Source organism: Aeromonas sp. 2MA4, assembly GCF_029237305.1.
In the GTDB taxonomy this organism is placed as follows: domain Bacteria; phylum Pseudomonadota; class Gammaproteobacteria; order Enterobacterales; family Aeromonadaceae; genus Aeromonas; species Aeromonas salmonicida.
Genome location: NZ_JAACFY010000002.1, coordinates 223,388 through 240,879 on the forward strand (window position 1 = coordinate 223,388; position 17,492 = coordinate 240,879).

General features: G+C 59.8%; 13 protein-coding genes. 11 read left to right on the forward strand and 2 right to left on the reverse strand.

Features of this window, described 5'->3' with window-relative positions; translation table 11 throughout:
• Positions 1-23 precede the first annotated feature (23 nt).
• Both GWQ31_RS03590 and azu read right to left on the reverse strand, forming a co-directional pair.
• Positions 24-227, reverse strand: coding sequence for a hypothetical protein (locus GWQ31_RS03590; RefSeq protein ID WP_059113944.1), 204 nt, complete (start codon positions 225-227; stop codon positions 24-26).
• 210 nt (positions 228-437) lie between these two features.
• Positions 438-878 (reverse strand): azurin, encoded by a 441-nt coding sequence (gene azu / locus GWQ31_RS03595; protein WP_275908645.1) that lies wholly within the window; start codon positions 876-878, stop codon positions 438-440.
• A 331-nt stretch (positions 879-1,209) separates the two neighbouring features.
• Between azu and GWQ31_RS03600 the strand changes: the two genes are divergently transcribed.
• From GWQ31_RS03600 to GWQ31_RS03650, 11 genes are all read left to right on the forward strand, one after another.
• A complete protein-coding gene (locus tag GWQ31_RS03600) occupies positions 1,210-2,250 on the forward strand; it encodes an FAD:protein FMN transferase (RefSeq protein ID WP_275908646.1) in 1,041 nt (346 codons plus the stop codon).
• Positions 2,251-2,360: 110 nt separating this feature from the next.
• The gene (locus GWQ31_RS03605; RefSeq protein WP_169046508.1) at positions 2,361-4,007 is read left to right on the forward strand and encodes a tetratricopeptide repeat-containing response regulator; all 1,647 of its coding nucleotides are present in this window, start codon (positions 2,361-2,363) and stop codon (positions 4,005-4,007) included.
• A gap of 60 nt (positions 4,008-4,067) precedes the next feature.
• Positions 4,068-5,030 (forward strand): ion channel, encoded by a 963-nt coding sequence (locus GWQ31_RS03610; protein ID WP_275908647.1) that lies wholly within the window; start codon positions 4,068-4,070, stop codon positions 5,028-5,030.
• A gap of 139 nt (positions 5,031-5,169) precedes the next feature.
• The gene (xthA, locus tag GWQ31_RS03615; protein WP_275908648.1) at positions 5,170-5,976 is read left to right on the forward strand and encodes an exodeoxyribonuclease III; all 807 of its coding nucleotides are present in this window, start codon (positions 5,170-5,172) and stop codon (positions 5,974-5,976) included.
• 345 nt (positions 5,977-6,321) lie between these two features.
• Positions 6,322-7,521: an efflux RND transporter periplasmic adaptor subunit gene (locus GWQ31_RS03620; protein ID WP_275908649.1), complete on the forward strand. Its 1,200-nt coding sequence runs from the start codon at positions 6,322-6,324 to the stop codon at positions 7,519-7,521.
• A gap of 9 nt (positions 7,522-7,530) precedes the next feature.
• Positions 7,531-10,635 (forward strand): multidrug efflux RND transporter permease subunit, encoded by a 3,105-nt coding sequence (locus GWQ31_RS03625; protein ID WP_021138037.1) that lies wholly within the window; start codon positions 7,531-7,533, stop codon positions 10,633-10,635.
• A gap of 118 nt (positions 10,636-10,753) precedes the next feature.
• Positions 10,754-11,512 carry a transporter substrate-binding domain-containing protein gene (locus tag GWQ31_RS03630; RefSeq protein WP_125609372.1) on the forward strand — a complete coding sequence of 253 codons (759 nt, stop codon included), beginning with the start codon at positions 10,754-10,756 and terminating at the stop codon, positions 11,510-11,512.
• A 54-nt stretch (positions 11,513-11,566) separates the two neighbouring features.
• Positions 11,567-12,022, forward strand: coding sequence for a hypothetical protein (locus tag GWQ31_RS03635; RefSeq protein WP_011898950.1), 456 nt, complete (start codon positions 11,567-11,569; stop codon positions 12,020-12,022).
• 323 nt (positions 12,023-12,345) lie between these two features.
• Positions 12,346-13,872 carry an efflux RND transporter periplasmic adaptor subunit gene (locus GWQ31_RS03640; protein WP_275908650.1) on the forward strand — a complete coding sequence of 509 codons (1,527 nt, stop codon included), beginning with the start codon at positions 12,346-12,348 and terminating at the stop codon, positions 13,870-13,872.
• Between the two features lie 73 nt (positions 13,873-13,945).
• Positions 13,946-17,074: an efflux RND transporter permease subunit gene (locus tag GWQ31_RS03645; protein ID WP_275908651.1), complete on the forward strand. Its 3,129-nt coding sequence runs from the start codon at positions 13,946-13,948 to the stop codon at positions 17,072-17,074.
• 48 nt (positions 17,075-17,122) lie between these two features.
• A complete protein-coding gene (locus GWQ31_RS03650) occupies positions 17,123-17,479 on the forward strand; it encodes a copper-binding protein (RefSeq protein ID WP_275908652.1) in 357 nt (118 codons plus the stop codon).
• The last annotated feature ends 13 nt before the right edge of the window (positions 17,480-17,492 follow it).

Consider the following 17,492-nt stretch of genomic DNA (forward strand, 5'->3'; position numbering starts at 1 on the left):
CGCGCAGGCCATTGGAGACGGGATCAACGTTTGGGGGCGCGGCCCCCGCTGTCGAGACAGGCCTGCATGGTGTCGTAGGGAACATAGTGCTTGGTGCGGCTGTAGTAGGTGCCGCCCTGGGGGTGGCAGATGCCGTTGCGGCTCTTCTTGACCGGGGGCTCAGCCGCCAGCGCCAGGGCGCACACCAGCATCAGGCAACAGCTGACAACCCATTTGACTGCGCTCATCACTCACATCCATTCAGTGTCCGGGCCAGCAGGCCTCGCTTGCGGCCTATTTTATCCCGTCCAAGGCGCGGCCACTCCTTGCCAGATCACGAAATGAATCTTTTATTCAATCGCTTGGCTCATCTACATCCGCGATCGACACAAGATTTGCGCATCATAAAAAAGCCGGGGCAGCCCGGCTTTTTCTTCATGACAACCAGAACAAGCGGCTTAGCCGATCTTGAAGCTGCCCTTCATCATGGCGAAGTGGCCGGGGAAGGAGCAGAAGAAGGTGAGGTCTTTACCGGCCAGACCATCGGTTTTGAAGGTCACGCTGGTGCTCTCGCCGCCGCCAATCATCTTGGTGTGGGCCAGCACCCGCGGATCATCCTTGGGCAGGTAGTTGTTGTCGGCACCGGCGCTCATGCCGGCTGTAGCGACAGCCTGATAGTCGGCGGTGTTCGACAGCACCCAGTTGTGGCCCATGGCGGTCACCGGCATCTTGCCGGTGTGGTTGAGGGTCACTGTCACCTCTTTGCAGGTCGCCGGTACGCTCATCTCTTTGAGGTTGTACTGCATGGCATCATTGCCTTCGATGACCAACGCGCACTCATCGGCCAGAGCCGGGGCAGCCAGGGTGCTCAGAAACAGCAGGGTAATCGCCTTTTTCATCATCTTCTCCTTTGATTGGCAATAGATGGCAACACAATTGCCTCAGGCTGTGATCCACAACGGGCAAAGATGCTGTCAAAATCGACCTTATTCTACTCAAGTGTTGTCAATCGGCTATGGCTTTAGTGCAAAGCTGCGGGTCAAGTCACCAGATTGACCTTATTAACAACAGACCTTGAGCCTGAATGGATACGCACCCGCCTCGTCATAGGCCCACCTGTGTTTAATTTTGTCCGCAATTTTGTGCGCCAGACGCTCGCCACCCGCCAACCTCTTGGCTAAGCTGGCGCCCCTATGGCACAACGCCCTGTTTGAGATAGAGATCTTGCTTATGTCGTTCACCTCCATGTCGGCCCTGCGTGGCCTGCTGTTACCTCTGGTGCTGATGTTGACCGCCTGCCAGCCAGCCCCCACCCAGACCCGCATTCAGGGTCAAACCATGGGCACCTACTATGTGGTGACGGTGAACGATCTCTATCCGGGCGGTGAAGCAGAGCTGAAGCGTGAGCTGGATGCCCTGTTGGCGCGGATGAACAAGGAGATCTCCACCTATGACAAGAGCTCCCTCATCTCCCGCTTCAACCAGGGGCCAGCCAACAAGCCCATGATGATCCCGCCTGCCATGGCCATCATAGTGCAGCAGGGCATTGATACGGGACACCTCAGCCAGGGCAAGCTGGATGTCACAGTGGGCCCTCTGGTCAACCTGTGGGGATTCGGGCCGGACATGCGCCCGCTCAAAAAACCCAGTGATGTACAGATCGCCAAGGCGCGTCAAAAGGTGGGTATCGACAAGCTGACCCTGACCCCGCGGGGGGACCACTTCCTGCTCAGCAAGGCAATCCCGGATCTCTACCTCGATCTCTCTACCTTGGGGGAAGGCGCCGCCTCGGATGAAATTGCCGTGTTGCTTGAGAGCAGGGGAGTCCACAACTACCTCATCGAGGTGGCGGGCGCAGTGCGCAGCAAAGGTCACAACAACAAGGGCAAGCCCTGGCGCGTCGCCATTGTCAAGCCGGCGGATCAACCCGGCGCCTTCTCCGATGTTGTAACCCCCAATGGCATGGCCCTCAGCACCGCAGGCAGCTATCGCAACTACTACGAGCTCGATGGCCAGCGTTACTCCCACATTATCGACCCGGAAACAGGCGCCCCCGTGACCCACAAGCTGGTCTCCGCCAGCGTGATGGCCAACACAGCGCTGGAAGCCGATGCCCTCGATACAGCGCTCATGGTGATGGGGCCTGAGCAGGCTATGGCCTTCGCCAAAGCACACCAGCTGGCGGCCTATCTCATCATCAAGACGGAGCAGGGCTTTACCGCTAAATTCACTCCCCAGTTTGCCCCTTATCTGGTGCAAGAAAAGCCATAAGCCGTATGGCCCCGCTGAAAAACAGCGGGGCCTGCCCATGTTCAATTGCCTGTCTGCGCGCTTTGGTGGCACACTTCTGTTATCCGCCCGTAGCGCCTTGACCCTGACAGATGCAGACACCTGACACCGAACCAGAGAAAAAAGCCCCGCCCAAGCCCAAACGCATCTTGCTGGTCAACGAACAGCGATCCTTTCAGGTGATGATGAAGGCCATGCTGATCAACCTGGGCATCAACCGCATTACCTACGTCAATGCGGCCGAGGAGGCCCGGCGCCGCTGTCAGAAAGAGACCTTTGACATCTATCTGCTCGACTACGAACTGGGGGGCGGCGAGAACGGGCGTCAACTGCTGGAAAGCCTGCGGGATCAGCATCTCATCCCCCCCCAGAGCGTGGTGATCATGGTGAGCGCTGACAGCTCCCGCGCCATGGTGCTGAGTGCGCTGGAGGCCGAGCCCGACGAATACCTGATGAAGCCTTTCTCTCAGGAACAGTTTTCGTTTCGCCTCAAGCGTGCCCTCGCCCGCCGCCAGGCGCTGGAGAGCGTCTTCACCGCTCTTGCCAAGGACGATCTGCCTGCTCTGCTGACCGTCTGTGCAGAACGGGCCGATGCGGTGCCCCGCTTTGCCAACTTCTGCCGCTGCCTGCAAGCCGATACCCAGCTCAAGCTGGGGCAGGCCAAGGAGGCGCGCAGCCTGATGCGCCAACTGCTGGCTGGCCAGGAGAACAGCTGGGCCCGGCTGACGCTGGGCAAGGCGTGCCACACCCTGGGCCTGAACGAGGAGGCCGTGAGCCACCTGCAGGCTACCCTCAAGAATACCCCGCTGATGGTGGAGGCCCACATGTGGCTGGCAGAATCCCAGCTGGCCCTTGGCAATAGCGAGCTGGCCCAGCAGGAGCTCAGGCGAGCGGTGGATATTTCGCCCCAGTCGGTGCAGCTCTCCCGCCGGCTGGCAGAAGTGTGCCTGCTACGCCACGACTACGCCCAGGCCAAGGATGTATTGCTGTCCCTCATCGACCTGTCGCGCAACTCCATCCATCGCACCCCCCACTATCTGGGGGCCTATATCCAGACTCTGACCCTGTACGCCCTCAACAGCAACGACAGCTACCACATCGCCAATCTGCAGAAACAGGTGAATTCGGCCCTGTCTCGCATCCGCGATTCGCTGATGATGGCGGAGTTCAACTACCCGGTGTTCGAGCAGATCTGCCAGGCCAGGGTGCAGATCGCCCTGGGGGAGCTGCTCAAGGGCAAGAAGATGCTCTATCGCGCCAACCAGAACTGGCTCGACCAACCGGCCACCATGCCCCCCAGCCTGCTGGGCGAGACCATACTGGCCCTCTACCAGCTCGGCGAATTCGAATACGCCGAGAGCCTGCAGGCACTGCTGGCGGAAGATGAAGACAGGCTACTCACCACCTGCATCCAGGCCACCCGCGATGACAAGACAGTGCTGGAGCGGCGTCAGCGTTACCAGCAGCTCAACGATCTCGGTATCAAGGCCTATCAGAGCGGTGAGCTGGAGCAGGCCCTCGGCCACTTTCGCGAGGCCCTGCGCCGCGCCCCCGCCAATACAGGTGCTGCCCTCAACAAGATCCAGGTGCTGCTGCAACTGATGCAGAAGAATCGCAAGAGCCCGGAGTTTGGCGCCGAGTGCAAGGAGACGCTGGAGGTGCTGGACGGCATCCCCCTCAACCCCACCCAGCAGGATCGTTTTCGCAAGCTGCGTCAGGAGTTTACCCAGCTCAGCTGACCCAAGAGCGGCTCCCCTCGCCTATGCTGATACAGACTCGGCGAGGGGAGGAGAACCGCAATGGCGATGTGTCGATATCTGGTGGCGGACGGGCGTCACTGCAGCGAGGAGGCAGGGGAGCATGAGCTGTGCCGATGGCACGATCCCCACGCCGATCATCAGGATCCCCAGACGGCGCATGAGCTTGAGCACTACATTCATCAGGACGGTCTGTGCCACGGCCTGCAACTGGCCCGTGCCAACCTGGCCGGGCTCAATCTGGTGAAGAAGGGGGCACCGCAGGGCTTCTTGCTGGAGCAGTGCAACTTCTATCGGGCCAACCTGCAAGGTGCCCACCTCTACGGCATTCGCATCAAGGGCGGCAGCCTGATGAAGGCGGATCTCAGTGATGCCAACCTCCACTGCGCCGAACTCGACGACGTCAATCTGCTCGGCATCCGCTGGCACAACACCCGCCTCGACAACCTCAACACCGGCAAACGACTGATGCAGGAGCGGCGCGGACGCAGCGAGCGGGATCCGGCACAGGCCCGCATCTGGTTCAAGGAGGCGGAAGAGACCTACCGGGATCTGCGCAAAGCCTCGGAGGCGCAAGGCATCTTCACCATGTCAGGCCGCTACATACAGCGGGAGCTCACCATGCGCCGCCTGCAGTTGCCGCTCTGGTCAATCCAGAGATTCACCTCCTGGATAGTCGACCTCTTCTGCGGCTACGGCGAGGCGCCGATGCGGGTGGTGCTCTTCTCCCTGCTGCTCATCTTCATCTGCAGCATCTTCTACTTCTTCTTCGGCCTGAACTTCCAGGGTGAGCACCTTATCTACCAGCCCGGCGCCCCCTTCAAGCAAAATGCCATCTTCCTGCTCGAATGCCTCTACTACAGCGTGGTGACCTTCACTACCCTGGGGTATGGCGACTTCACTCCCGTGGGCCTGTCGCGGATCTTCGCCGCCTTCGAGGCCTTTACCGGCAGCTTCACGCTGGCGCTGTTTGTGGTGGTGTTCGTGAAAAAGATGACCCGTTGAGTGGCGCCGCCCTCCCCGGCCAGCGATGGCGCCGGGGCAAGCGCCCATGCAAGCGGGACCAAGCCGGCCCCTGAACTTGCATCCGCGGCGGATTCCTAGTCCAATAGCGACTTATAAAAATGACATGAGCATCCCGGACATGAAGATCATCTCTTTTAATATCAATGGCCTGCGCGCCCGCCTTCATCAGCTGCAAGCCATCATCGACAAACACCAGCCGGATGTGATCGGCCTGCAGGAGATCAAGGTACACGACGAGGCCTTCCCGCTGGCAGACGTGGAAGCCATGGGCTATCACGTGGAATTCCACGGTCAGAAGGCCCATTACGGGGTGGCCATCATGAGCAAGCAGAAGCCGGTCGAGGTACAAAAAGGCTTCCCTACCGATCCGGAAGATGCCCAGCGCCGCATGATCATGGCGACCTTCAAACGGGAGGATGGCTCCCTCATCAAGGTGATGAACGGCTATTTCCCGCAAGGGGAGAACCAGGATCACGAGACCAAGTTCCCGGCCAAGCAGAAGTTCTACGAGGACTTGCAGCACTATCTGGAAACTCACCACACCCCGAATGATCAACTCGTACTGATCGGCGATGTGAATATCTCCCCCACGGATCTCGACATCGGCATCGGCGAGGCAAACCGCAAACGCTGGCTGCGAGAGGGCAAGTGCTCCTTCCTGCCCATCGAGCGCGAATGGATGGAACGCCTGAAAGGGTTCGGCCTGACCGACACCTTCCGCGCAGCCAACCCCACGGAGTCCGAGCGTTTCTCCTGGTTTGACTACCGTTCAAAGGGCTTTGACGAGAACCGCGGCCTGCGCATCGATCTCATCATGGCCTCCGACGCCCTCAAGGACACAGTGACCGAGACCGGCATCGACTACGAGCTGCGCGGTATCGAAAAACCCTCCGACCACGCTCCCATCTGGGCCACCTTCGCCTGATAAATTCACACAGTGGGGACGTTTGACTCCCCACTGTGACCCAGCCCCCACTTCCCCCTCCCCTTTCCTTCTTATAATTCCCGACAAACCGCCCGGATCATGAGCAATGCTCATAATGGAGTGCGCCCGCACCACCAGGATAACCATTGTCGCTGGCCTGCCGCCCATCTCCTCATTGGAGCTGACAACATTCAACACCGAGCAGCTTGGGTTCAATGTCTGTGCTCTATCATTTAAAAACTATTTGTAATCCAATAAGTTGAATTATTAATCATGCAGTTGATGACATCAGTTCAGAACAGGGGTGGGCAGGGCGATCGCTGTCCATCCAACAGGAGTGTGATGATGAAGGTGCAAAACATCGGGGAAAGTATGTTCAAGCGTGGCTGCATTGCTCTGGCACTGGTCAGCGTGCTGGCTGGCTGCGGCGACAAACCCGCCAGTAGTGCCCAGGTACGCCCCCCTGTGCCCGTGGTAGTGGCCGAGGCCAGACTGACCGATGTGCCGCTGACGACCGAGATGGTGGGAGAGACGGCGGGTTATCGCGAAATCGAAGTTCGCTCCCGGGTAAACGGCATCCTGCTTGAACGTACTTATGTGGAAGGGCAACCCGTGACAGCAGGCCAGGAGCTGTTCCTCATCGATCCCGCCCCCTACAAGGTGGCACTGGAACAGGCTAAAGGGGCCCTGGCTCAGGAACAGGCCCGGTTCAACAAGGCACGCGCAGATCGGGATCGCATCATACCGCTGTTCAAGCGCCAGGTCGTGAGCCGCAAAGATTATGACGACACCATCGCCAACTACGAAGCGGCCATTGCCAGCCGCCAGGCCGCACAGGCAAAAGTCAAAGAAGCAGAACTCAACCTCAGCTACACCCAGGTGACGGCACCGATTGATGGCATGGCGAGCAAGAGCTCCCAATCCGAGGGGAGCCTTATCTCAACCAATGCCAACAGCAGCCTGCTCACCACCATCACCCAGTACAACCCGCTCTACGTCAATTTCTCCTACTCGGAACAGGACCGTCTCAATTTTGAAACCTCGGTGCGAAAAGGATTGATTGAGGCCAAAGACACCACCAACTGGCGTACCCATATCCGTCTCGCTGATGGCTCCGTCTATCCCCGGGCGGGCAAGCTCAACTTCTCCGATAACCGGGTCGACCCGCAAACGGGAACAATTCGGGCCCGCGCCATCTTTGACAACAAAGAGGGGGTCCTGCTACCGGGTCAATTTGTCCGACTCACCATCGACCTGGGTATTCGTAAAAACGCCATAGTGGTGCCAGCCAGAGCGATTGTGCAATCCCAGGCCGATCGCATGGTGATGGTGGTGGACGGCGATGACAAGGTGGTGCCACGCCCGGTCAGACTCGGTCCGGCCATTGCAGAAGGTGTGCTGATCGAGAGCGGTCTTGATGCAGGCGAGCGTTACATCGTAGAGGGGCTGATGAAAGCCAGACCCGGCAGCATAGTCAAACCTGTCTCGGCCCAAGAGATGCAGGCGATCAGCGACAAGATGGCCAGCAAGCCAGCGGCCAGGTAAGGAGCTCGTATGTTTTCCAAGTTCTTCATTGAGCGCCCCATATTTTCCTGTGTGATATCGATCATTATCGTACTGGCAGGATTGGCCGCCATGCGTTCCCTGCCCGTCGAGCAGTATCCGCAGATCACGCCCCCCGTGGTATCGGTCACGGCCTTTTACCCGGGGGCAACCCCCGAAGCCATCTCTCAAACCGTTGCAGCCCCACTCGAGCAGCAGATCAACGGGGTTGAGCATATGGTGTACATGCAATCTGGCTCCGCCTCCAATGGCCAGATGAACCTCAACGTCTACTTCGAGATCGGTACCGATCCGGATCAGGCCACCATCAACGTCAACAACCGGGTCTCGGCCGCCATGGCCCAACTGCCGGAAGAGGTGAAAAAGCAGGGGGTCACGGTCAAGAAAAAATCGACCTCCATCTTGCAGGTCATCACCCTGGTGTCACCCAACCAGTCATTTGATACGACCTACCTGTCGAACTATGCCCTGCTCAACATCATCGACGAGCTCAAGCGGATACCTGGCGTTGGCGACACCATGCTCTTTGGTGGCACTGACTACGCCATGCGGATCTGGCTGCGCCCGGATCGTCTTGCCCAGTTGCAGCTGACTCCGGGCGATGTGATTGGCGCCATCCGTGAACAGAACACCCAATTTGCCGCGGGCAAAATAGGGGCTCAGCCCACCAGCACGCCCATCGACTTCACTTACACGGTGCAGACCAAGGGGCGCCTTGAGGATGTCAAAGAGTTCGAGAACATCATCATACGATCCATGCCAAATGGCGCCAAAATCCGGGTCAAGGATATTGCCCGGGTCGAGCTGGGTGGCAAGGATTACGACATAGTCGCTCGCGCCAACGGCAAACCGGCCATCGGTATCGCCACCTATTTGCAACCGGGTGCCAACTCCGTCGCCGTGGCGGATGCCGTACACGCCACCATGGCGCAACTGCAAACCCGGTTTCCGCAGGATATCGAGTATCAGATCCCCTATGACACCACCGAGTTCGTAAAACTCTCCATTGAGGAGGTAGTGCATACCCTGTTTGAAGCCATGGTGCTGGTGTTCGTGGTGGTTTACCTCTTCTTGCAGAATTTCCGCGCCACCCTGATCCCCTGTATCGCTGTGCCAGTGTCCTTGATCGGCACCTTTGCCGGCATGCTGCTGCTGGGCTTCTCCATCAACCTGCTCACCCTGTTCGGTATGGTGCTGACCATAGGCATAGTGGTGGATGACGCCATAGTGGTGCTGGAGAACGTGGAGCGCAGCATGCGCGAGCGAAAGCTCTCGGCACCGCAAGCCGCCATCCTCGCCATGCAGGAGGTGTTCAGCCCCATAGTCGCCACCACCCTGGTCCTGTGCGCCGTGTTTATACCCGTGGCTTTTATGGGTGGTATGACAGGGGTGATGTACAAACAGTTTGCCATCACCATCGCCGTCTCTGTGGTCATCTCCAGCATCATTGCCCTGACCTTGTCGCCGGCCTTGTGTGCTGTTTTGCTCAAGGACGGCCATCAGGAGCCCGCTCGCTTCTTCGTCTGGTTCAATCACCGCTTTGACCAGCTCACCAGAGGATATGTGCGTGGGGTGGCTTTCCTGAATCGCCGGGTGGCACTGGCCTTCAGCATCATAGTGACCATGCTGCTCGCCAGTTATCTGCTGTTTATGAAAGTACCGGGGGAACTGGTACCGGATGAGGATCAAGGCTACCTCATCTCTGCCATCATGCTGCCGGACGCAGCGGCACTCACTCGCACCCAGGCGCTGGCTGACAAGTTCGATCAAATCGCCATGGCCAACCCGAACGTGAAGGATGTCGTCACCTTCTCCGGTTTCGACATTCTCTCCAGTGCTGTGGTCAGCAACAGCGGCCTGAGCTTCATCACCCTCAAGGACTGGAGCGAGCGAAAAGACGCAGGACAAGACTCCTTCTCCCTGGCGAATACCTTTCAAGGTATGAGTCTGATGGGGCTGGCGGATGGCTTTGTGGCCTCCTTCAATCCACCGCCCATCCAGGGGATGTCCACCACGGGGGGACTGGAAGGGTATCTGCAAAACCGCAGCGGCAGCGATGCTAAGACCTTCTCGGCAGAGGTTGAACATTTCCTGGCCGCAGCCAGAGAACGGCCTGAGTTTGCCAGCGTCACATCGACCTATCGCGCCAACGTTCCTCAGGTCTATCTGGATCTTGATCGGGAAAAAACCAAGGCGTTGGGGCTGCCCATCAATGCGGTGTTCGACACCATGCAGGCCACCTTTGGTCAGGTTTACGTCAACGACTTCAACCAGTTCGGACGTACCTATCGGGTCCAGCTTCAGTCAGAAGCGGATTATCGCGCCAAGAAGGGCGACATTCGCAACATCTATGTCCGTTCCGACAAGGGCGAGATGATCCCCCTTGGCAGCCTGGTGACGGTACGCGACGCCAGCGGCCCCGAGTTGGTAGAGCGCTTCAATGTGTTCCCTGCCGCCAAGATCATGGCGCAACCCGCACCGGGATACAGTTCAGGACAAGCCATTGCCGCATTGGAAGAGATCGCGAACAGTACCCTCGGCAACGATGCCAAACTGGAGTGGACCGGCTCTGCCTATCAGGAGAAAGCCTCTGCCGGCAGTGCCGGCATGGCGTTTGGCTTCGGCATAGTGATGATTTTCCTCATTCTGGCGGCCCAGTACGAACGCTGGAGTCTGCCGTTTGCGGTGATCACTGCGGTTCCCTTCGCGCTGTTCGGGGCCCTGCTCGCCACCTGGGCCGTGGGCCTCACCAACAACGTCTACTTCCAGATTGGGTTGGTCACCCTGGTAGGGCTTGCGGCCAAGAACGCCATCCTGATTGTGGAGTTTGCCGTGATGAAGCATGAGGAAGGGATGAGTATTGCCGAGTCGGCACTGGAGGCGGCGCGCCTGCGTTTTCGCCCGATTGTCATGACATCGCTGGCCTTTATTCTCGGCTGCATCCCCTTGATCACATCGAGCGGTGCCGGTGCGGCCAGCCGCCATGCCCTCGGCTGGCCGGTCATTGGCGGCATGCTGGCAGCCACCTTTATCGCCATCTTCTTTATCCCGCTCTTCTTCCGCTTGATCATGCAAGGCTCGCAAAAGAAGCGCTAATACCGTTATCAATCAATATGGTATTTGCTCAAACGCCTTCGCTCTGCGAGGGCGTTTTTATTCAAATCAACTCGGCTCAATCACCTAAACTCTGGGAGATTTGAGGGGGAGTATTTCTATGCTGGTTCAGCTTTGGCTCGCTGCGGCACTTGCCGGATCAAACATGACAGCCTGTGGTCACCATGACTATCCCCCGTGGAACTGGCATGCGGGCGGTAAAATCGTGGGTGTCTGCGCCGAAGTAGTGAGCACCCTCTATCAACGGCTGGGGCTCAACGTTAACCTTGACTACGTAGGCCCCTGGGCCCGTTGCCAGCAAAAGGTGGCCTCCGGCGAGGTAGACATCAATATTTGTGCCCTGCGCAACGGCGAGCGTGAAAGCTACTCCCGCTTCACGCAAACACCGATGGCCATCAATGACATGGCTGTGTTTGTTCGCCAGCCCAGCCCTCGTCTATTGGAGCAACGGGAGGATCTGGCCGGGCTAAGGGGAGCCATGATGATCGGGGTCAGCCTTGGCAGCGAGCTGGACACTTTTCTGGAAGAGAATACCCGGATCCACAGGGTCAACTCCCTCAAGCAGGTCTTTGGGCTGCTGGCCAGCGACAGGGTCGACTTTGTGCCCTACGGTCGCTCTTCTGGTCGCCTCTTTTTACGGGAAAATTACCCGGATAGCGGTCTGGCCGATCTGCTCTGGCCCCTGCAACAGGGAGAACTCTACATCTCGGTGTCCCTCAACTCCCCCCACCTCGATACCCTGGAGAAACTCGAACCCATGTTGCAGGCCCCGGGTATGAGTCAGTGGATAGATCAACTGCTGGACAAATACAGCACCCTCTATCTGGAGCAGCAACGACAGACTCAGCAGATGCCTTGACCTTCTCCCGCGAGTAAGGTTTAGATTTGCCCCATCCCTTGCCAGAGTTGACACATGATGAGTTTGGTTCGATTGCCCACCCTGCTATTGGCCCGGCTGTTGCTGGCGCTGATGCTTGTCTGCAATCTGACCCTCTGTATCAGCTGGCACGGGACCGATGTCATCTCCTCCACCATGACAACCGGCAGCGACAACGCAACCATGAGTGCGACCGCCATGCAGGGGCTCGCCTGTCACACTATGGCAGCCGATGATGGAGAGCAAGGCAACGCCATGAGCCAGGGAGATTGCCAGATGCACGGCGGCCTCACCTCGCCAACCGGGGCCGGCCTGCCACTGCTGGCCGCGCTGCTGACCTTGCTTGCCCTCCCCCTTTTGCTGCTGCCCCATCTGGGGGTCGCCAGCCATCTGTTCGATCACTGGCTGCGGGATCCCTTCCTGCGTAGCCGCGGTACTCATCCCCCCTCCTGGCCCCGCCGACATCTGATGCTGTCGGTACTGCGCCACTAGAAGGATCTTCTCCCGTGCATGGGACAAGGCTGACCTTGCCCGACACTGCACGTCCTTGCCTGACCCTGTGACGGCTGGCACCGCCAGCAATAGCAGGGAGCCGTGCGTCCGCTGACTCGTCAGCAACGCCCCGTTTGCCGCCCAGCCTGTGTGATCTGCTGCGATAGATGCAGCAACCAGACGCTCGTTATGCGTCTGTCACCATCACAAGCCGGCGGCCTAACAGAAGAGAAGATGCACATGTCATCTGCCCGATTGACCGAACCTGTTGCCGCTCACCCTTGCACAATTAGCGCCCGCCTGATGCAGGTCGGAGGTTCCCTATGAGTCATAAGTCAAGCCAAAAGCTGCTTGTCTCAGCCCTGTTGCTGGCCCTCGGGGCCGGTGGCGGCTACTGGGCCGCCAAACAGACTGGCGACGGTGCAACCGCCAAAGAGAAGACCCCCCTTTACTGGGTCAACCCCATGGATCCCCGCGACAAACGCGACGGCCCGGCCAAGGACAACATGGGGATGGATTTTATCCCCGTCTATCAGGAGCAAAAAAGCGGCTCCCCCGGTACCATCACCATCAGCCCCGAGATCCAGCAGAACCTGGGTGTGCGGCTGGCCAAAGTGGAGAAGTTGCCCATCCACCAGCAGATCGAGACAGTGGGCTATGTCGGTTATGACGAAGATCGGCTGGAGGCCATCAACGCCCGCATGGCGGGCTGGATCCGCACCCTCGCCATCAAGAGCGAAGGGCAGAGGGTCACCAAGGGGAGCCTTATCTATGAGCTCTACGCGCCCGATCTGGTCAACGCCCAGCACGAATACCTGCTCGCCCTCAACACAGCCAACCCCCTGCTACTGCGTGCCGCCGAGGGCAAGCTCAAGTCCCTGCAGGTGCCGGCGGATCAAATTGCCACCCTCAAGCGCAGCCGGCAGGTGCGTGAAACCATTGGCATCTACGCCCCCAGCAGCGGCTATGTCTCTGAGCTCAAAGTGCGCGAGGGGCAGTACGTGGAACCCGCCGCCGCCCTGTTCAACATCAGCACCCTCAAGCAGGTGTGGGTCAGCGCCGAGGTGTTCGAGCGCCAGGCCGCCCAGCTGAAAGTGGGGGATCCGGTCACCATGACCCTCGACTATGCACCCGGCCGCCGCTGGCAAGGTAAGGTGGATTACCTCTATCCGACCCTGGATGCCGCCACTCGCACCCTCAAGGTGCGGCTGCGCGTTGACAACCCGGACGAGTTTTTGAAACCCAATATGTTCGCCAAGGTGGCCATTCGCACTGGCCAGGGGGAACCCCGGCTGGTGGTACCGAGCGAAGCGGTGATCCGCACCGGCAGTCAGGACAGGCTGGTGCTGGCGCTGGGGGATGGCAACTTCAAGTCAGTCGCCGTCACCCTCGGCCCCCAGTTTGGCGACAAGGTCGCCATCAAGGCAGGGATAGAAGCGGGTGACAGCATCGTCAGCTCGGCCCAGTTCCTGCTCGATTCGGAATCGGCCATCGATTCGGACTTTCAGCGCATGACGGCGGTGCGTCCGGCACAGGTGTGGACCCAGGGGACGATACAGAGCATCGAGCTAGCCAGTCGCACCCTGATGGTGGCCCACCAGCCCATCCCCGAGTGGCAGTGGCCCGCCATGGAGATGGAGTTCACCGTGGTGGATGGAGTGGACATTTCCCAGCTCGCCACAGGACAACCCCTCCATCTGCAGGTGATGCAGGAGGGGGACGAGTACCGTATCACCACCATTCATCAGGATAGTGCCAAGGAAAGTGCCCCGGCCAGCGGCCACGCTCCGGAGCAAGTAAAAATGGAAGGCATGGACCATAGCCAGCACGATATGGGGGCCAAGCCATGATCCCGTCCATCATTTTCTGCTTGGCAGGCAACCGAACTCCGCTCTCTGCACCCTTTGAGAAAGGAGCCATATCATGATCCCTTCCATTATTCGCTGGTCCGTGGGCAACCGCTTTCTGGTGCTGCTGTTGACCGTCATGCTCACCGCCTGGGGGCTCTGGTCGGTCAAACAGACCCCGGTGGACGCCCTGCCGGATCTCTCCGACGTGCAGGTGATCATCAAGACGGCCTATCCGGGCCAGGCACCCCAGGTGGTGGAGGATCAGGTCACCTACCCGCTCACCACCGCCATGCTGGCGGTGCCGGGGGCGACCACGGTGCGCGGCTACTCCTTCTTCGGCGACTCCTTCGTCTATGTACTGTTTGACGACGACACCGACCTCTACTGGGCCCGCGCCCGGGTGCTGGAGTATTTGAGTCAAGTTGCCCCCAACCTGCCGGCCTCCGCCCGCCCCCAGCTCGGCCCCGATGCCACCGGGGTAGGCTGGGTCTATCAGTACGCCCTGGTGGACAGAACCGGCAAACATGATCTCAGCGAGCTTACCTCGCTGCAGAACTGGTTCCTCAAGTACGAGCTGCAAACCGTCAATGGCGTCTCCGAAGTGGCCACCGTCGGCGGCATGGTGCGCCAGTATCAGGTTCGGGTCGACCCCGACAAGCTGCGTGCCTACGGCATTCCGCTCTCCCTTATCGAGACCGCCATCAAACAGGGCAACCAGGAGACAGGCGCCTCCGTCATCGAGATGGCGGAAGCTGAGTACATGGTGCGCTCCAATGGCTATCTGAAGAGCGTGGAAGACCTCAAGCAGATCCCGCTCGGCACCACTGTGCGCGGCGCCGCGCTGCTGCTGGGGGATGTGGCAGATGTGGTCACCGGCCCCCAGATGCGGCGCGGCATTGCCGAGCTCAACGGCGAGGGGGAAGTGGTGGGTGGCATCATTGTGATGCGCTATGGCGAGAATGCCCAGCACACCATCGACGGGGTCAAGGCGCGGCTGGCGGAGCTGAAAAGCAGCCTGCCACAGGGGGTCGAAGTCGTCACCGTCTACGACAGATCCGATCTTATCCAGCGTGCCATCGACAACCTCTCCGGCAAGCTGCTGGAGGAGTTCGCCGTGGTGGTGCTGGTCTGTCTGGCCTTCCTGTTCCATCTGCGCTCGTCGCTGGTGGTGGTCATCACCCTGCCCATCGCCATTCTGGCGGCCTTTATCGTGATGCACCTGCAGGGGATCAACGCCAACATCATGTCGCTGGGGGGCATTGCCATCGCCATCGGCGCCATGGTGGATGGCGCCATCGTGATGATTGAGAACGTCCACAAACATATGGAGCGGGAGGCACTCACCGACAAGAACCGCTGGCATATCATCACGGAGGCGAGCATCGAGGTGGGGCCCGCCATCTTCTTCTCCCTGCTCATCATCACAATGAGCTTTTTGCCGGTGTTTGCGCTGGAGGCGCAGGAGGGGCGGATGTTCCATCCGCTCGCCTACACCAAGACCTACGCCATGGCGGCCGCCGCGGCGCTCGCCATCACCCTAGTGCCAGTCATGATGGGCTATTTTATTCGCGGCAAGGTGCTGGCCGAGCAGGCCAATCCTCTCAACCGTGGCTTGAGCCAGGCCTATATACCGCTGCTGAAGGCCGTACTGGCGCGCCCCAAGACCACGCTGGCCGCCGCACTGCTGGTGACGGTGGCGGGCTTCTGGCCACTCCAGTATCTGGGCTCCGAGTTCATACCGCCGCTCGACGAGGGGGACATAATGTACATGCCCACCACGGCGGCCAACATCTCGGTGGGCAAGGCGCGGGAAATTTTGCAGCAAACCGACAAGCTCATTCGCACCGTGCCCGAGGTGCAGAACGTATTCGGCAAGGCGGGGCGTGCCGATTCGGCCACAGACCCAGCCGATCTGGTGATGATGGAGACCAGCATACAGCTCAAACCCCGCGATCAGTGGCGCCCCGGCATGACGCCGGAGAAGCTGAAAGAAGAGCTCGACTCCCTCATCCGTTTCCCCGGACTCACCAACGCCTGGGTGCCCCCCATCAAGACCCGTATCGACATGCTCGCGACCGGTATCAAGACCCCGGTCGGCATCAAGATTGCGGGGCCGGACCTCAAGGTGATCCAGCAGCTCGGCCAAAAGCTTGAGCAAGTAGTCGGCAAGGTGGAGGGGGCAGCCTCGGTCTACGCCGAGCGGGTAGCGGGCGGCCGCTACGTCAAGGTGGATATCGACCGGCTCAAAGCGGCCCGCTACGGCCTCAATATCGCCGACGTGCAGGCGGTGCTCGCCACCGCGGTGGGCGGCATGGAGGTGGGCCAGACCATAGAGGGGCGCGAGCGCTACCCCATCAACCTGCGCTATCCCCAGAGCTATCGCGACTCGGTGGCCAGTCTGGAGCTGCTGCCGCTGGTCACCCCGAACGGTGCGCGCATCGCGCTGGCGGACGTGGCCCGGGTCTACATCAGCGACGAGGCGCCCATGCTGCGCAGTGAAAATGCGCGACTCAATGGCTGGGTCTACGTCGACATTCGCGGCCGCGATATTGGCACCTTTGTCGATGAGGCCAAGGCCGAGGTGGCCAAGCAGCTGGTGCTGCCGGCGGGCTACGCCCTCACCTGGTCGGGTCAGTATGAATACATGGAACGGGCCAAGGCGCGCCTAGCCTACGTGGTGCCGTTAACCATCGCCATTATCGTGCTGCTGCTCTATCTGGCGTTTCGCCGCATGCAGGAGGTGTTGCTGATCCTCACCACACTGCCGCTCGCCGTGGTGGGCGGGATCTGGACCCTCTGGCTGCTGGATTTCAACCTCTCGGTGGCGGTGGGGGTGGGCTTTATCGCCCTGGCAGGCGTCGCGGTGGAGACAGGCGTGCTGATGCTGATCTACCTCAACCACGCCTGGGATGACCTGGTGGCCCTGGGCAAACCGGACAAGGCGGGCCTGCATCAAGCCGTGATCCACGGCGCCGCCCTGCGCCTGCGCCCCAAGATGATGACGGTAGTGACCATCATCGCAGGCCTGCTGCCCATCATGTGGAGCCAGGGCACTGGTTCTGAAGTGATGCAGCGCATCGCCGCGCCGATGATCGGCGGCATGGTGAGCGCCCTGGTACTGACCCTGCTGGTGCTGCCCGCTGCCTACTACCTGTGGCGCAGCCGCAGCCTTGGCAAGCAGGCAGACCAACAAGCCGACTAACCCTTTTGCAATCAACGAAGTGTTTGAATCAATCACAAGGAAAAGACCATGAACTATAAGACGCTGACCCTGACATTGCTGCTCGGCCTTGCCTCTCTCCAGGCCCGGGCCGAGATGACCATGAGCCACGAGGGGCACGATATGTCCCAGATGGAGGGAATGGATATGCAGGCGACGGGAGAGAGCATGATGACCAAGGGGATCATCAGCCGTATCGACGAGGCCAATGGCAAGGTGGGCATCAAGCACGAGGCCATCGACAACCTCAAGATGCCCCCCATGACAATGGTGTTCCTGCTGGCCGATCCGGCGCAACTCAAGGGGCTCAAGGTGGGAGATGCCGTGCGCTTTCACGCCGAGAACCCGGCTGGCAAGCTGACAGTCACCCAGCTGCAAAAACAGTGAATTGACGGACAAG

Bases quoted from the DNA above. Each gene is read 5' to 3' on its own strand.
- GWQ31_RS03590 (WP_059113944.1), bottom strand. From the start codon at position 227: ATGAGCGCAGTCAAATGGGTTGTCAGCTGTTGCCTGATGCTGGTGTGC.
- azu (WP_275908645.1), bottom strand. From the start codon at position 878: ATGAAAAAGGCGATTACCCTGCTGTTTCTGAGCACCCTGGCTGCCCCG.
- GWQ31_RS03600 (WP_275908646.1), top strand. From the start codon at position 1,210: ATGTCGTTCACCTCCATGTCGGCCCTGCGTGGCCTGCTGTTACCTCTG.
- GWQ31_RS03605 (WP_169046508.1), top strand. From the start codon at position 2,361: ATGCAGACACCTGACACCGAACCAGAGAAAAAAGCCCCGCCCAAGCCC.
- GWQ31_RS03610 (WP_275908647.1), top strand. From the start codon at position 4,068: ATGGCGATGTGTCGATATCTGGTGGCGGACGGGCGTCACTGCAGCGAG.
- xthA (WP_275908648.1), top strand. From the start codon at position 5,170: ATGAAGATCATCTCTTTTAATATCAATGGCCTGCGCGCCCGCCTTCAT.
- GWQ31_RS03620 (WP_275908649.1), top strand. From the start codon at position 6,322: ATGAAGGTGCAAAACATCGGGGAAAGTATGTTCAAGCGTGGCTGCATT.
- GWQ31_RS03625 (WP_021138037.1), top strand. From the start codon at position 7,531: ATGTTTTCCAAGTTCTTCATTGAGCGCCCCATATTTTCCTGTGTGATA.
- GWQ31_RS03630 (WP_125609372.1), top strand. From the start codon at position 10,754: ATGCTGGTTCAGCTTTGGCTCGCTGCGGCACTTGCCGGATCAAACATG.
- GWQ31_RS03635 (WP_011898950.1), top strand. From the start codon at position 11,567: ATGATGAGTTTGGTTCGATTGCCCACCCTGCTATTGGCCCGGCTGTTG.
- GWQ31_RS03640 (WP_275908650.1), top strand. From the start codon at position 12,346: ATGAGTCATAAGTCAAGCCAAAAGCTGCTTGTCTCAGCCCTGTTGCTG.
- GWQ31_RS03645 (WP_275908651.1), top strand. From the start codon at position 13,946: ATGATCCCTTCCATTATTCGCTGGTCCGTGGGCAACCGCTTTCTGGTG.
- GWQ31_RS03650 (WP_275908652.1), top strand. From the start codon at position 17,123: ATGAACTATAAGACGCTGACCCTGACATTGCTGCTCGGCCTTGCCTCT.